10 protein-coding genes and 1 riboswitch are annotated in these 14,547 nt (G+C 73.9%); of the genes, 4 read left to right on the top strand and 6 right to left on the bottom strand.

The annotated features are described in order from the left end of the window. Positions 1-55: 55 nt before the first annotated feature. From RB614_RS12695 to RB614_RS12710, 4 genes are all read right to left on the bottom strand, one after another. Positions 56-1,912: a Xaa-Pro dipeptidyl-peptidase gene (locus RB614_RS12695; RefSeq protein WP_308712655.1), complete on the bottom strand. Its 1,857-nt coding sequence runs from the start codon at positions 1,910-1,912 to the stop codon at positions 56-58. 145 nt (positions 1,913-2,057) lie between these two features. Further along, on the bottom strand, positions 2,058-4,280 hold the full coding sequence (locus tag RB614_RS12700; RefSeq protein WP_308712656.1) for a xanthine dehydrogenase family protein molybdopterin-binding subunit: 2,223 nt from the start codon (positions 4,278-4,280) through the stop codon (positions 2,058-2,060). A 56-nt stretch (positions 4,281-4,336) separates the two neighbouring features. Beyond that, the gene (locus tag RB614_RS12705; protein ID WP_308712657.1) at positions 4,337-5,314 is read right to left on the bottom strand and encodes an FAD binding domain-containing protein; all 978 of its coding nucleotides are present in this window, start codon (positions 5,312-5,314) and stop codon (positions 4,337-4,339) included. Further along, positions 5,301-5,828 carry a (2Fe-2S)-binding protein gene (locus RB614_RS12710; protein ID WP_308712658.1) on the bottom strand — a complete coding sequence of 176 codons (528 nt, stop codon included), beginning with the start codon at positions 5,826-5,828 and terminating at the stop codon, positions 5,301-5,303. Before RB614_RS12710 ends, RB614_RS12705 begins: the two co-directional genes overlap by 14 nt. A 75-nt stretch (positions 5,829-5,903) precedes the next feature. On the opposite strand from RB614_RS12710, the gene RB614_RS12715 reads away from it, so the two are divergent. From RB614_RS12715 to RB614_RS12730, 4 genes are all read left to right on the top strand, one after another. After that, the gene (locus tag RB614_RS12715) at positions 5,904-8,585 is read left to right on the top strand and encodes an AAA family ATPase (RefSeq protein ID WP_308712659.1); all 2,682 of its coding nucleotides are present in this window, start codon (positions 5,904-5,906) and stop codon (positions 8,583-8,585) included. A gap of 78 nt (positions 8,586-8,663) precedes the next feature. Further along, positions 8,664-9,659: a hypothetical protein gene (locus RB614_RS12720; RefSeq protein WP_308712660.1), complete on the top strand. Its 996-nt coding sequence runs from the start codon at positions 8,664-8,666 to the stop codon at positions 9,657-9,659. Between the two features lie 110 nt (positions 9,660-9,769). After that, positions 9,770-10,474, top strand: a complete 705-nt coding sequence (locus tag RB614_RS12725) for an FIMAH domain-containing protein (protein ID WP_308712661.1) — start codon at positions 9,770-9,772, stop codon at positions 10,472-10,474. Between the two features lie 85 nt (positions 10,475-10,559). Then, positions 10,560-11,780 (top strand): hypothetical protein, encoded by a 1,221-nt coding sequence (locus tag RB614_RS12730; protein WP_308712662.1) that lies wholly within the window; start codon positions 10,560-10,562, stop codon positions 11,778-11,780. Here the strand turns inward: RB614_RS12730 and RB614_RS12735 are convergent. Next, entirely contained in the window at positions 11,772-12,908 is a 1,137-nt protein-coding gene (locus RB614_RS12735; RefSeq protein WP_308712782.1) for a molybdopterin molybdotransferase MoeA, read from the bottom strand. The genes RB614_RS12730 and RB614_RS12735 overlap by 9 nt on opposite strands. 67 nt (positions 12,909-12,975) lie before the next feature. Then, a complete protein-coding gene (ahcY, locus tag RB614_RS12740) occupies positions 12,976-14,436 on the bottom strand; it encodes an adenosylhomocysteinase (RefSeq protein ID WP_308712663.1) in 1,461 nt (486 codons plus the stop codon). Positions 14,437-14,454: 18 nt separating this feature from the next. Next, positions 14,455-14,535: riboswitch (S-adenosyl-L-homocysteine riboswitch) on the bottom strand. Positions 14,536-14,547: the final 12 nt, after the last annotated feature.

Below are 14,547 nucleotides of genomic sequence, written 5' to 3' on the forward strand. Positions count from 1 at the left end.
GAGCTGAGCAACGCGGGCGCGGTCCCTGGGTGGACCGCGCCCGCGAGACCGCGGGTCAGAAGCCGAGTGCCGACCGGCCGCCGACCACCGGGATGTGCACCTCGCTGTCGCCGGTCGCGACGCGCAGGCGGGTGCCGCCGAGCGGGAGGAGCGTGTACTCCTGGTCGGTGGAGAAGACCACCACGCCGATCCGGTGGCCGGCCGGGAAGACGTAGTCCTTGGGCTGCATCGTCCAGCGGTAGTCGTACAGCCGGCCGGTGCGTACCGGTTCGCTCCGGCCGGCGCCCTTGCGGTTTTGCGGATCCATCCAGCCGCGGGTGACCACGAACGGCGCGGCGGTCGAGCCGGCCGGGCCGTAGTCGACGAGGTAGGCGGTCAGGTTGGCGTCCGGCTTGTTGTCGATCGCCATCCGCAGCCGCATCTCCGGCCGCCCGGAGAGCCGTACGTCGCGGGTGAGCGGCGGTGACGTGTACGCGAGGCGGTTGGGGCTGGCCACGTCCGGGTTGGCGACCAGGTCGTCCGGGTGGATCGTCCGGCCCTCGTCCACAAAGGACTGCTGCGCGTGGCCCCAGGTCCGGCCGGTGGTCAGCGCGCCGGGCGCGGCCAGCCGTACGGCGACGTCGCGGGCGCCGGGGTCGGGCCAGTTCCGGTACGTCGTGTAGGCGCCGTTCTCCCGCTGGACGACGGCGGTCGGCTCGCTCATGACGCCGTTGCGCACGCCCCACAGCCAGTAGTCGAACCAGCGGTTTTCGGTCTGCTTGTACGTCCAGGTCTGGCCGTTGGGCAGCGTGACCGGCGTGCTGCTCGGGCTGCTGTGGCCGCCCTGGTGCAGCCAGATCCTGCGCGGCACGTGCGACTTGGCGAGCTGGTCCCACCAGCCGGCGAAGTGCTCGGTCTTGACGTTCCAGTCGTTGAGCCCGTGCACGACCAGGACGCTGGCCTTGACCCGGCGCGCGTCCAGGTAGTCGCGCTCCGCCCAGAACCGCGAGTAGTCGCCCGTCACCCGGTCCTGCTTGGCGGTGATGGCGGCCATCTCGTCGGCGCAGTCGCCCTCGGAGCGGGCCTGCCCCGCCGTGAACTTGGCGAGCACGTCGAGGTCTTCACCCTGGTACGTGCCGGGCGCGACGACCAGCCCGTTGGCCCGGTAGTAGTCGTACCAGCTGCTGATCGCGGCGACCGGGACGATCGTCTTGAGGCCCTCGACGCCGGTCGTGGCGACCTGGTTGGGGAGCGTGCCGTTGTACGAGGCGCCGGTCATGCCGACCGCACCGGTGGTCCAGCCGGCCGTGACCCGGGCGCCGCTGGCGTCGTACCCCTTGGCGCGCCCGTTGAGCCAGTCGACGACCGCCTTGGTGCCGAGCGTCTCGGCGGCGTCGCCGCTGGTGGAGCAGCCGTCGGAGTCGGCGGTCCCGACGCTCTGGCCGAGCACGACCGCGTACCCGCGGGGGACGTAGTAGTCGTCGAGCGAGCCGGGCAGGTTGGCCTTGGCCGCCGCGCGCCGTACGGCGGCGCCGGCCGAACGCGCGGCGCTGTGGCGGTCGAGCCCGTTCTGCGGCAGGTCGTCCACCTCCACGCTGTAGTAAGGCACTTCGCCCCAGACGTCCTTGCGGTACGGGCTGTGCTCGAAGATGACCGGCACCTTGAAGCCGGCGGTGGCGGTCTCCCGGGGCCGGGAGATGTCGATCGCCACCCGGTCGGTCCGCCCGTCGTGGTTGGTGTCGAGCGGGGTCTCCACATAGACCCGTTCCTCGATCGCGTCGGCGAGGGAGAAGACCGGCTGGGTCATCCCGTTTTCGACCACGATGGTCGGCGGCGGGTCGGCCGGCGCGGCCGCGACGGTGGCGGGTGCGGCCAGCACGAGCCCGCCCGTGACGGCGGCGCTGGCGAGAAGCAGGTGTCGAGCTTGAGGCATAGGAGTCCCCCAGGGAAACGTCCACTCGTGATGGAGCCTCAAGAACATATCGACAGATGTACGCGGTGGTCCACCTCTCGCCCACGGACGCCGGGACCCGCGGCCGGCGTGGTGGCCGCGGGTCAGTCCGGCATCGACACGCCGCCTACGGTGGGTCCATGACGAGCTCGGCCGTCATCGGCAGCTCGCGTATCCGGCGGCCGGTCGCGTGAAACACCGCGTTCGCGATCGCCGCGGCGACGCCGACCTGGCCGATCTCACCGACCCCCTTGGCACCGAGCGGGCCGACCACCTCGTCGTCCACCTCGATCAGGTCGATGGTCACGTCCGGCGCGTCGGCGTTCACGGGCACCAGGTAGTCGCCCAGGCTGGTGGCGCTCCACCGGCCCTGCCGCGGGTCCATCCGGTTTCCCTCCAGCAGGGCCTGGCCCATCCCCCACAGCATCCCGCCGATGAGCTGGCTGCGGGCGGTCTTGGGGTTGAGCACCCGGCCAGGCGCGAACGCGCCGCCCAGCCGCCGCACCCGGACCAGCCCGAACTCGGGGTCGACGGCCACCTCGGCGAACTGGGCGCCGAAGGTCAGCAGGCCGTGCGGAGTATCCGGCGGCGGTGGGGTCCAACTGCCCAGCGCCTCCGCGTCTTCGAGGTGGTGGCGCCCCATCACCTCGCCGTACGTCTCGCCCACCTCCGGCCGCGAGCGCAGCCGCATCCGTCCATCGTGGACCTCCACATCGGACGGCTCGGCGCCGTGCAGCGGGGAGCCGCTGTCCGCGACCGCCATCGCGACGAGCTGGTCGCGCAGGGCGGTGGCGGCGTTGTGCACGGCGGCACTGACCATCATCGCGCCGGACGAGCCGACCGCGGCGGAGGTGTTGGGCAGGTCGGTGTCGCCGGCCTCGAAGCGGACCGCCTCCATCGGCAGTCCCAGCCCGTCGGCGGCGACCTGCGTCATCACGGTGGTGACGCCGGTGCCGAACTCCTGCGTACCGGTCTGCACGACCGCGTCGCCGCCGGCGTAGATCCGGGCCCGGGCGCGCTGGGTGGGCATGATGAACGCGACCGGGTACGCGGCCGCCGCCATCCCGGTGCCGATCAGCCAGTCGCCTTCGCGCCGCATCCGGGGGCGCGGGTCGCGCCGGGCCCAGCCGAACGACGACGCCGCGACCCGCAGGCACTCGGCGAGCCCGTCGCTGGACCACGGGTTGCCCCGCGGGTCGGTCTCGGCGTGGCAGCGCAGCCGGAGCTCGACCGGGTCCACGCCGAGCTCGTACGCGAGCTGGTCCATCGCGGTCTCCAGTACGAACACGCCGACCGACTCGCCCGGCCCGCGGGTGAACGTCGGCGTCATCGTGTTTCCGGTGACCAGCCGGTGTACGCCCTCGGTGTTCGGGCACGCGTACACCTGCGTGGTCGTGGCGGTCGCCGGCTCGGCCCAGTCGTCGAAGGGCGAGGCGAGCGACAGCTTGTGGTGGCGCAGCGCGATCAGCGTGCCGTCCCGCTTGGCGCCGAGCGACATCGCCTGCTCCTGCTCCTCGCGGTGGCCGGTCGACGTAAACGCCTGCGGCCGGGTCAGGGCCAGCCGTACCGGGCGGCCGACCTGCCGGGCCGCCATCGCCGCCAGCGTCACGTGCGGCCAGGTCATCGCCTTGCTCCCGAACCCGCCGCCGACGAAGTGGGTGACCACCCGTACGTCCGAGACGTGCAGGCCCAGCAGGTGGGCGACGGTGAGCTGGGTCGCCCGGATGCCCATCGTGGAGTCGTAGAGCGTGAGCCGGTCACCGTCCCAGTCGGCGGTGGTCGCGGAGGTCTCGATCGCGTTGTGGTGGTTGGCCGCGAAGTGGTACGACACGTCGACCCGCACGTCGGCGTCCGCGAGGCCGGCGTCGACGTCACCGCGCGACATGCGGGCCGGCATGAGGCCACCGAAGAGCGTCGGCGGCTCGTACGCCGAGTCGCGCCCCTCGTCGAGCGTGGTGACCGCGGGCGTCCGCGCGTAGTCCACGCGGACCAGGGACGCGGCGTGCTGGGCGCGCTCGAGGCTGTCCGCCACGACGACCGCGACCGGCTGGCCGGCGTAGTGCACCGCGTCGTCCTGCATGGGAAAGAAGCTCTCGCCGGGCGCGGCGGCGCCGACCAGCGACGGCAGCAGGTGCGGTGGCTCGGCGACGCGCGGCAGGTCTTCGTGGGTGAGCACGGCCAGGACGCCGCCGGCGGCGAGCGCCCGGCCGGTGTCGATCCGGCGGATGCGTCCACTGGGGATGGTCGCGCCGACGATCGTCGCGTACGCGAGGTCCGGCAGCACGATCTCCGCCGTGTACCGGGCGGCGCCGGTCACCTTGGCGGGCCCGTCGACCCGGTCCACCGGCATGCCGACAACTGAAAACGCTTGCTGGGCCCCATTCCGACGAGCTGCATGTGACGTGCTCATGAGGCGCGCTCCAGTACGCGGGCGATCGTCCGCTCGGCCAGCGGCACCTTGAACGCGTTGTACCGGCGCACGTCGGCGCCGCTCAGCTCGGCGGCGGCCGCCCGCTCGTACGACTCCCGGGTCGCCGGCGCGTCCATCAGCTCCGCCTCGGCGATCCGGGCCCGCCACGGCTTGGTGCCGACACCGCCGAGCGCGAGCCGTACGTCCCGCACGACCCCTTCCGAGACCGTCAGCGCCGCCGCGACCGAGACCAGCGCGAACTCGTACGACTGGCGGTCGCGGACCTTGACGTAGGTGGAGCGGGCCGCGATCACCTCTCCCGGCAGGTCGACCGCCACGATCAGCTCGCCCTGGGCCAGCGGGTGCTCCCGCTGCGGCGCGTCGCCGGGCAGCACGAAGAAGTCGTCGATCGCGATCGCCCGCGAGCCGCCCGGCCCGATCACGTGCACCAGCGCGTCGAGCGCGACGAGCGCCACGGCCAGGTCGGACGGGTGGGTCGCGATGCAGTGCGGGCTGGTACCGAGCACGGCGTGGCCGCGGTTGATGCCGTCGATCGCGGCGCAACCCGTACCCGGGTGGCGCTTGTTGCACGGCGAGATCCCGTCGCGGAAGTAGCCGCACCGCACCCGCTGGCACAGGTTGCCGCCGATCGTCGCCATGTTGCGCAGCTGCTCCGACGCGCCGAGCAGCAGCGCCTGCGACACGGCCGGGTAGCGGGCCATCACGCGGTCGTCGCGGGCCACGTCGCTCATCCGGGACAGCGCGCCCAGCCGCAGGCCGCCGCCGGGCAGCTCCTCCACCTCGCGGTACGGCAGTTCGTTGATGTCGACCAGCAGGTCGTGCCGGTGTACGCCGATCCGTAGCAGGTCCACCTCGGTGGTGCCGCCGGCCAGGAACGCGGCGGCCGGGTCGCGTTCCACCATCGCTACCGCCGTCGCCGCGTCGTGCGGCCGGGCGTAGCTAAGCGGTCGCATCCCGGACCTCCCGGATCGCCGCGCGGATGTTCGGGTACGCGGCGCAGCGGCAGATGTTGCCGCTCATGTACTCGGCGATGTCGGCGTCGGTGCCGGCGTTTCCTTCCGCGATCAGCGCGACCGCCGACATGATCTGTCCGGGTGTGCAGTATCCGCACTGGAACGCGTCGTGCTTGATGAACGCCTTCTGCATCGGGTGGAGCCCGGCGCCGTCCGAGAGTCCCTCGATGGTGGTGACGTCGTGCCCCTCGCAGGAGAGCGCGAGGGTGAGGCAGGACAGCACCCGCCGGCCATCCACCCACACCGTGCAGGCGCCGCAGGTGCCCTGGTCACAGCCTTTCTTGGTACCGGTGAGATCGAGGTGTTCGCGAAGCGTGTCGAGCAGGCTCACCCGCGGCTCGACCGCGACGAGGTACGTCGCGCCGTTGACGGTGAGCGCGGCCGGCGCACTCCCCGGCCCGCGGGACGCCGCGCGGCTGTCGGCCGAGACGGCCACGGAGATCTCCAGATCCATCGCCAGAGTGTCGAATGCGGGCGCTTCCGTGGACTTCGGTCAGATGACCTTCGCGGTGACTTAAATTGGCATGCGGTGGTGGTACGGGGGACCCAGGCGGGTGCCGCGTTGCTGGGGCGCGACGACGAGATCGAAGCCATCGCGACCGTGCTCGGCGGCGGCGCCCTCCTACTGACCGGCGCGGCCGGCAGCGGACGATCGGCACTGCTCGAGGCGGCGGCCGAGCGGGCGACCGCGTCCGGGGTCCGGGTGCTGCGCGGTGCCGGCAGCGACTTCGAGGCCGACCTGCCGTACGCCGGGCTCAACCAACTGCTGTGGCCGCTGCGGGCCGGCGTCGACGGGCTCGGCTCGGCACACCGCGACGCGCTGCGGTCGGCGATGGGGCTGGACACCGGACCCGCGGACGACCGGCTCGTCGTCGCCACCGCGACGCTGACGCTGCTGACCCGCGCCGCGCCGGTGCTGCTGCTCGTCGACGACCTGCACCGGGTCGATCCGGCCAGCGCGACCGTCGTGGGCTTCCTGGCCCGCCGGCTCGACGGCAGCGGCGCCGCCCTGCTCGCCGCGACCGACGCCGCCGGTGACCTGCCCGGGATCGGCGCGCTGGCCATCGGCCCGCTGGCTGAGAGCGCGGCGTCGGCGCTGCTCACGGCCCGGTTTCCCGACCTGGCCGGGCCGGTACTCCGGCGCCTGCTCGCCGCCGCGCAGGGCAGCCCGCTGGCGCTGCACGAGCTGCCGGCCGCGCTGACCGCCGCACAGCGCACCGGCTCCCGCGACCTGCCCGACCCGCTGCCGCTCGGCCCGCGCCTCACCGCGCTGTACGGCACCCGCCTCGACCCGCTGCCCGCGCCGACCCGCCGTCTGCTGCTGCTCGTCGCGCTCGACGGTCCGGCCGGGCCCGCCGTCGCCGCCGACCTGGCCGACCTGGAGCGGACCGACCTGGTCGCGATCGACGCCGGCCGGGTCCGGTTTCGCGATCCGCTGGCCCGTTCCGCCGTCGTCGCGCTCGCCCGGCCCGGCGAGCGGCGGGCCGCGCACCGGGTGCTGGCCGAGAGCGCCGACCATCCCGAACGCCGCGCGTGGCACCTGGCCAGGGCGACGCTCGGCCCGGACGAGCGGGTGGCCGGGCTGCTCATGCGGGCCGCGCACACCCACCGGCGGCGCGGCGACGCGGCCGGCGCGTTCGCGGCGATGGTCCGGGCGGCCGACCTCAGCCCGCGCGGCGCCGACCGGAGCCGGCGGCTGGCCGAGGCCGCGTCGGTACGGGCCGACGTCGACCTACGCGGCGTGTCCCGGCTGCTCGGCGACGCCCGGCACGCCGACCCGGGCCGGCGCGGCTCGGTGCCGGCGGCGGTGGCCTCCGCGCACCTCGTACTCAACGACGAGGGCGACGTGGACACCGCCCATCGACTCCTGGTCGGCGCGCTCGACGACCGCGACCCGGCACACATCGACGCGCTGCAGGCGCTGCTGACCGTCTGCGCGCTCGGTGGCCGGGACGAGCTGTGGGCACCGTTTCGCGCCGCGGTCGGCCGGCTCCGCCCGGGACCGCCGACGCTGCTGGCCCTGGGCGCCTCGCTCGTCGCCGACCCGGCCCGCGCGACCCCTGGCGACCTGGCGCTCCTCGACGACCTGATCGGACGGCTGCACGACGAGATCGACCCGGCGCGGGTCGTGGCGGTGGGCTGGGCGGCCCTCTTCACCGACCGGATGCCCGCCTGCCGCGAGGCCCACCGCCGGGTCGTACGCGACGGGCGGCGCGGCGGCGCGGTCATCGCCGTGGTCCGCGCACTGGTCAACCTCTGCCTGGACAGCGTACGCACCGGCCGCTGGGACGAGGCGACCCGGCTGGCCGCGGAAGGGCAGGCGCTCTGCGCGGCCCACGGTTACCAGACGCTGCGGTGGCCGCTGCGGTTCGGCGCGGCGCTGGTCGCGGCCGGGCAGGGCGACCAGGCCACGACGCAGGACCTCGCCGGCCGGATGCTCCGCTGGGCGGCGGCGCACGGCGCGCACTCGATGAGCCGGGCGGCACACCACGCGCTGGCCGTCGCGGCGCTGGGGCGCGGTGACGCCGAGGAGGCGTACCGGCACGCGATCGAGGTGAGCCCGCCGGGCACGCTCGCCGCCAACGCACCGCTGGCGCTCTGGTCGGCCGCTGACCTGGTCGAGGCCGCTACGCGTACCGGCCGGGAGGCCGAGGCCGCCGCGCACGCCGCCGCGCTGGAACGGGTGGCGGCGCTCTCGCCACGGCTCGGCCTCGTGGCGGCAGCGGCCACGGCGACCGTCGACCCGTCCGGCGAGCGCTTCGTGGCGGCCGTCCGGGTGCCGGGCGCGGAGCGGTGGCCGTTCGACCTGGCCCGGGTGCGCCTGTCGTACGGCGAGTGGCTGCGCCGCCACCACGCCACGTCGGCCGCCCGGGAACAGCTGGCCGCGGCGCGGCAGGTGTTCGAGCAGCTGGGCGCCGCGCCCTGGACCGCGCGGGCCGAGGCCGAGCTGCGCGCGGCCGGTGCCACGCCCGCGGCCGGGACGGCCGTGCTGACCCCGCAGGAACGGGAGATCGCGCTGCTCGCCGCGACCGGCCTGACCAACAAGGAGATCGGGCAGCGGCTGCACCTCTCGCACCGCACGGTCGGCGCCCACCTGTACCGGGTCTTTCCCAAGCTGGGCATCGGATCCCGGGCGGCGCTTCGGGACGCGTTATCCCTCGAAGGGATGACAACCGGGGCAGACGGCCCGGCACCATTCGCGCATCAGTAAATTTCGGACCTACCGGTTCAATACACCTTCCGCCATCGGTGTTCGCTGTGCCGACCCAGAACGGTGGAAGGAGCCTGCGTGTACGTCCCAAAACAAGCACTGGCCTGGCTTTTCGTGGTCGGTGCCGGGCTGTTCGGGTGGTGGTTGTGGTGGTCCGACCACCAGGGCCGCGAGCCGGTCTCGGCCGCCGCCGAGCAGCCCGCCGCACCCGAGCCGGTCACGCTCCGGCTCACGATCGTGACGCCCGACGGTGAGACGACCAAGGAAGTCACGGCGGCTCCGGCCCAGCACGACGGCGAGCCGGGCGGCGGGGCGGCCGACACCGTTCACCAGGATCTGAAGGTGCTCGCCCACGACGGCGCGATCGTCTACGTCGGCGACGACGGCAAGCTCACCGCGAACACCGGCGACGCGCAGTCGAGCGGCGCGGTCACGATCGACTCGGAGGGCTCGACGCTCCAGACCGGGCAGAGCGCCGTGACGGGCACCGTCCGCGACGAGGACAGCGAGGTGACCAACGAGTTCACGCCGCACCTCGGCGACCGGGCGGTGGCGATCGCCGGGTACGAGAACCACTCGGTCAACGTCGCCGGCAACGACCAGATCGTCACGTACGACGACTCGAACGTGTACCTCAACCGCAACGGCCAGGTCATGGGAAACACCGGCGACACCGACTCGAGCGGGTTGAACGCCCTCTTCGTGGTCCGCTCGTTCGTGCGCTCCGGCGACTCGGCGGACGCCCCGCCCGGCCAGGAGGAGCCCGAGGAACCCGACGAACCGGACGAGGAGCAGGCCGCCAGCACGCTCGCCTCGACCGGCTCCGCCGCGGTGACCGACGACGACGGCGGTACGACGGCCAGCGGCCGCGACCCGCTCGTGATCGGCGGCGACGGCTACGACGACCTCGGCATCCGGTCGAGCGGCAACCGCAACATCGTCACCTACGACGACTCCAACGTCGTCGTGGGCGGTACCGGTCCGGCGATGACCCAGATCGGTGACTCCGACACCGGAGGCGCCGTGGTGATGGCCGCCATCGACTCCCACGTCGAGGCCGGCAACGCCTTCTGAACGCGCTACGCCCTGGCCGGACGACCTCCGGCCAGGGCGGTCGGAGTAACACCGGCGGGCGCTCCCGCGCTTGTCCGGATGGCATCAATGTCACACGGGGAGGCTTCGAAATGGCGGTAGGCGGCGGCATCGGCGAAGGACCGGAGCCCCCGAACGTCGTCACCCGGCTCGATGTCGGGGCGGACGGCGACGCCGGAGCCCTGACCGTGGAGCTGGTCGAGGTTGGCCCGGCGAACCCGCGTACGCCCGGGCGGCACCGGATGCCGGCCACGCTGCCCGCCTGGCTGCCGGACCCGGCGATCGTTCAGGCGTGGCTACGGCGATGGTGGATCAGCGTGGTGTCGGCCGTCCTGATCCTGGTCACGGCGGTGACCGTCGCGGTGGTGTTCCTCACCCGGGACGCGGATCGGCCGGCGGCACCGGATCCGGCCGGGGCCGTACCGGCGGCGACCGATCCCGGCCCTGAGTCCACCGAGCCGGCGCCCGCCCCGACGAGCGCCGCACCGGCCAGCCCGAGCGGGCCCGCCGCCTCCCGTACGCCGGCGGCGGGCCCCATCGAGCGGATCGCCGCCGTCGCGGTGACCGCTCAGCAGCTGATCGAGAGCGGCGACCTGGACGAGCGGGCCGGCCGGGAAATCCTGCGTACGCTCGCCACGATCACCACCTCGGTACGCAACGGGCGGATCGAGCGGGCCGTCGACCGGCTCCGCGACCTGGACGAGCGCCTCGGCGAGCTGCGCGAGGACGGCAAGCTCAGCCGCTCCGGCTTCGCCGCGCTCGACGTGATCCAGCCGATCATCGCCTCGCTCGCCTGACACCGCTTGCCGGGCGACGGGCGCCTCGCTCGGCTGTCGCCCCGAGTTCGTGAGGCGTTTGCGCAGGTCTGGCAGCGTGGGGCGGGTGCTGATCAAGCTACCCGCGCCCGACGTCCTGGCGAGCCGGTGGGGCGCCCTCGCCGCGGCGATGACCGCCGCCGGATACGACGACGTGTACTGGTTCGACGCGGACGGCGCGCACTACGACGACCACGGCGGCAACTGGGCCCGGCTGATCCTGGTCGAGGGCGGCCGGGCGGTGCTGTTCGGGTTCGACCACGAGTACAGCGACACGACCACCGCCGACCCACCCATCGACCTGCTGGCCGGCGCGCCGGCGTGGCTGCCCTGGCCGCGGCTGCTCCCGCACGCCGACGAGGACATGCTCGGCGCGGTGTACTGGTACGAAGGCGGGAGCTGGCACCGGGTCGGCTACCCGGACGGCCTCCACGACGGCCTGCGTTCCACGATCGGCTGGCTCTTCGAGGACGGCGCCGCGATCGTGGCCGAGCTCCGCAGCGTGGTGAGCGAGTGGGGCGGCCACGACATCGACGGCGAGCGGGAGGCGGCGGAGGTCACCGCCGCGGCCGACCGCCTGGTCGCCGCCGCGACGGCCCGAACCGTGGACGCCGCCGCGCTGGAGGGCCTGCTCGGCCGCCTCCGCGAGCGCCCGGTGGACCTCGCGGCGGGTGTCGCGATGGCCGCCCGCGCCGGCCTGACCGCCGGTTCGACCGCTCCGGTCACGCCCGCCGCGACGGAGGCCCCGCAACGGCGGGTACGGCTGCTGAGCGACCGCGAGCACAACCGTCTGGTGTGGACGGCGATGCGCGAGTCCGGCGAGTTCGACCGCCCGACCCCGGGCGAGAGCGCCGAGCTGGCCGCGCTCGTCGCCTGGACCCGTGGCCGCGCGCCGGGGCACGACGGCCGGTGCACGCTCCTCTTCGAGGTGCTGGACACCTCGGCCCGCCAGGTGCCCGGCGAGGTCCCACCCGGCGAGCGGCCGGGCGACGACAACTGGACCGCGTTTCACGAGGCCACCGAGCTGGTCCGGCGGCTGCGCGAGGCGGAGGCGCACCCCGAGCGCGGGCACTGGATCTACCTGCGCCTGGCGACCACCGCCACCGGGTACGAGGTCGAACGCCGCTACGACTCGTGGCCGCCCTGGATCCCGGACGACGGGATCAGCGGCCCGTGGCTGGACCACCTGCGCCAGGAGCTGGGCCGGCGGGCGCCCGGGTACCGTCCACACTGGACCACGCTGCTCGCGCCGGAGGTCGTCTACACCGGGTCGCCCGCCTCACGGTAGGGCGAGCACGGCGGCCCGGCCCCCGGTGACCCAGCGCGGCCCCAGCACGGCGAGCCCGTCCGCGATCGCGGCGGCCCGCAGGCTGCCCGACCGGGCGCCGGGCACGATCCGCGCCGGGCCGGCGCCGAGCTCGACCGGTGCCAGCCGCACCCCGTCCGGGTACGGGCGCGCGGCACCCACGACCGGGAGCGTGGCCGGTGCCGGCAGCGGGCTGGCGGCCAGGGCGGCCACCAGCGGTTCGAGCAGGGTCAACCCGGCGACCAGGCCGGCGAACGGGTTGCCGGGCAGCCCCACCACCCAGCGGCCGGCGGCGGTCACCGCTAGCACCTGCGGGTGGCCGGGGCGGCAGCGGACCCCGTTCACGAGCCAGCGCGCGCCGAGCTCGGCCAGCACCGAGGTCAGGTGATCGGCGGCGCCGGCGGAGGACGAGCCGGTCACCACGACCACGTCGGCGTCCGCGCTGTCGATCGCGCTTCGCAGCAGCCGGGCGTCGTCGCGCAGGTACTCGTGCGCCAGCGGCCCGCCGCCGGCCCGCTCGACGAGGGCGGCCACGATCGGGCTCAGCGCGTCGCGCACCTGCCCCGGGCCGGGTACCCCGCGGGTCACCACCTCGTCGCCGGTGACCAGTACCGCGACCGCCGGCCGGCGGTGCACGGTCAGCTCGTCGATGCCGGCCTGCGCCGCCGCGCCGAGCACCGCGGCCGTGGCGGTCCGCCCGGCGGGTACCAGCTCGTCGCCGGGGCGGGCGTCCTCACCGGCCCGGCGGATGTGGTCCTTGACCTCGCGCGCGCCGCTCACCGTGTCGCCGTCGACCCGGCAGACCTCGTACGGCAGTACCGCCTCGGCCGTGTCCGGCACGATCGCACCGGTGCCGATCTCGACCGCCACACCCGGGGCCAGCGTGCCCGCCCAGCCGGGCCGGCCGGCCAGCACCCGACCGGCGATCCGCCACGGGCCGCACCCGGCGACCGCGTAGCCGTCCATCGCCGCGGTGTCGAAGGCGGGCGACGCGGCGAGCGCCCGTACCGGCGCGGCGAGGATCCGCCCAGCGGCCGACGAGAGTGGGACCCGCTCGGTGCCCAGCGCCGCCGCGGTCGCGGCCACCGCCCGCGCCCGGGCCCATGGCATCCCGCGCACGCTCTGGATCGTAGGCTCCGCCCGGGTCCGATGCGCACGGACCCGGGCAGCCCTACGGTCAGTAGCGGTAGTGGTCGGCCTTGTACGGCCCCTCGACGTCGACGCCGAGGTACTCCGCCTGCTTCTTCGTGAGCGTCGTCAGCCGCACGCCGAGCGCGTCGAGGTGCAGCCGGGCCACCTTCTCGTCCAGGTGCTTCGGCAGCGTGTAGACCTTCGTCTCGTACTCGCCGGGCTTGGTGAACAGCTCGATCTGGGCCATGGTCTGGTTGGTGAACGAGTTGGACATCACGAAGCTCGGGTGACCTGTCGCGTTGCCCAGGTTCATCAGGCGGCCCTCGGAGAGCACGAGGATCGCGTGCCCGTCCGGGAAGAGCCACTCGTGCACCTGCGGCTTGACCTCGGTCTTCACGACGCCCGGCACCCGCGCCAGCCCGGCCATGTCGATCTCGGTGTCGAAGTGGCCGACGTTGGCGACGATCGCGTTGTGCTTCATCCGGGCCATCTGCTCGGCCATGATGATGTCGGTGCCGCCGGTCGTGGTGATGAAGATGTCGCCCTGCTCGATCACGTCCTCGAGCAGCACGACCTGCAGCCCCTCCATCGCGGCCTGCAGCGCGCAGATCGGGTCGATCTCGGTGACCACGACCCGTGCGCCCTGGCCGCGCAGCGACTCCACCGCGCCCTTGCCGACGTCGCCGAAGCCGCAGACCACCGCGAGCTTGCCGCCGAGCATCACGTCGGTGGCGCGGTTGAGGCCGTCGACCAGCGAGTGGCGGATGCCGTACTTGTTGTCGAACTTCGACTTCGTCACCGAGTCGTTGACGTTGATGGCGGGGAAGAGCAGCCGGCCGTCGCGGGCCAGCCGGTAGAGCCGGGCAACGCCGTTCGTGGTCTCCTCGGAGACGCCCCGGATGCCCGCCGCGAGCCGGGTGAACCGCTTGGCGTCGGCCGCGAAGCTGCCCCGCAGCGACTCCAGGATCAGCCGGTACTCCTCGTGGTCGTCCGCCTGGGCCTCCGGCACCGCGCCGGCCGTCTCGAACTCCACGCCCTTGTGCACCAGCAGCGTGACGTCACCGCCATCGTCGACGATCATGTTTGGCCCCTGGCCGTCGCCGAAGTCGAACAGCTGCATCGTGCACCACCAGTACTCCTCCAGCGTCTCGCCCTTCCAGGCGAACACCGGGGTGCCCGACGGCGCGTCGACCGTCCCCTCCGGGCCGACGACGACCGCGGCGGCCGCCTCGTCCTGGGTGGAGAAGATGTTGCAGGAGACCCAGCGCACCTGGGCACCGAGCGCCACCAGCGTCTCGATCAGCACCGCAGTCTGGATGGTCATGTGCAGCGAGCCGGCGACCCGCGCGCCGCGCAGCGGCTGCTGGTCGGCGAACTCCCGCCGGATCGCCATCAGGCCCGGCATCTCCTGCTCGGCGAGGCGCATCTGGTGCCGGCCGAAGTCGGCCAGCGAGAGGTCGCGAACAGCGAACTCGACACCGTTGAGCTTTTGGGTGGACAACGACATAGGAAGAGGACACCTCCTCTGTAGGAGGCGCCCTTCAAACCTGGCAACCATGTCGAGCGTGGCGGGCCCCGAAGGCCCGTTGCAGCGCCTCTCGACCGGTGCTACGCCGTG

Origin of the sequence: Phytohabitans maris (genome assembly GCF_031085175.1) — a bacterium.
In the GTDB taxonomy this organism is placed as follows: domain Bacteria; phylum Actinomycetota; class Actinomycetes; order Mycobacteriales; family Micromonosporaceae; genus Phytohabitans; species Phytohabitans maris.

What these genes read in the sequence shown, in the direction of transcription:
- RB614_RS12695 (WP_308712655.1), bottom strand. Translation starts at nt 1,912, where the DNA reads ATGCCTCAAGCTCGACACCTGCTTCTCGCCAGCGCCGCCGTCACGGGC.
- RB614_RS12700 (WP_308712656.1), bottom strand. Translation starts at nt 4,280, where the DNA reads ATGCCGGTGGACCGGGTCGACGGGCCCGCCAAGGTGACCGGCGCCGCC.
- RB614_RS12705 (WP_308712657.1), bottom strand. Translation starts at nt 5,314, where the DNA reads ATGCGACCGCTTAGCTACGCCCGGCCGCACGACGCGGCGACGGCGGTA.
- RB614_RS12710 (WP_308712658.1), bottom strand. Translation starts at nt 5,828, where the DNA reads ATGGATCTGGAGATCTCCGTGGCCGTCTCGGCCGACAGCCGCGCGGCG.
- RB614_RS12725 (WP_308712661.1), top strand. Translation starts at nt 9,770, where the DNA reads ATGGCGGTAGGCGGCGGCATCGGCGAAGGACCGGAGCCCCCGAACGTC.
- RB614_RS12735 (WP_308712782.1), bottom strand. Translation starts at nt 12,908, where the DNA reads ATGCCATGGGCCCGGGCGCGGGCGGTGGCCGCGACCGCGGCGGCGCTG.
- ahcY (WP_308712663.1), bottom strand. Translation starts at nt 14,436, where the DNA reads ATGTCGTTGTCCACCCAAAAGCTCAACGGTGTCGAGTTCGCTGTTCGC.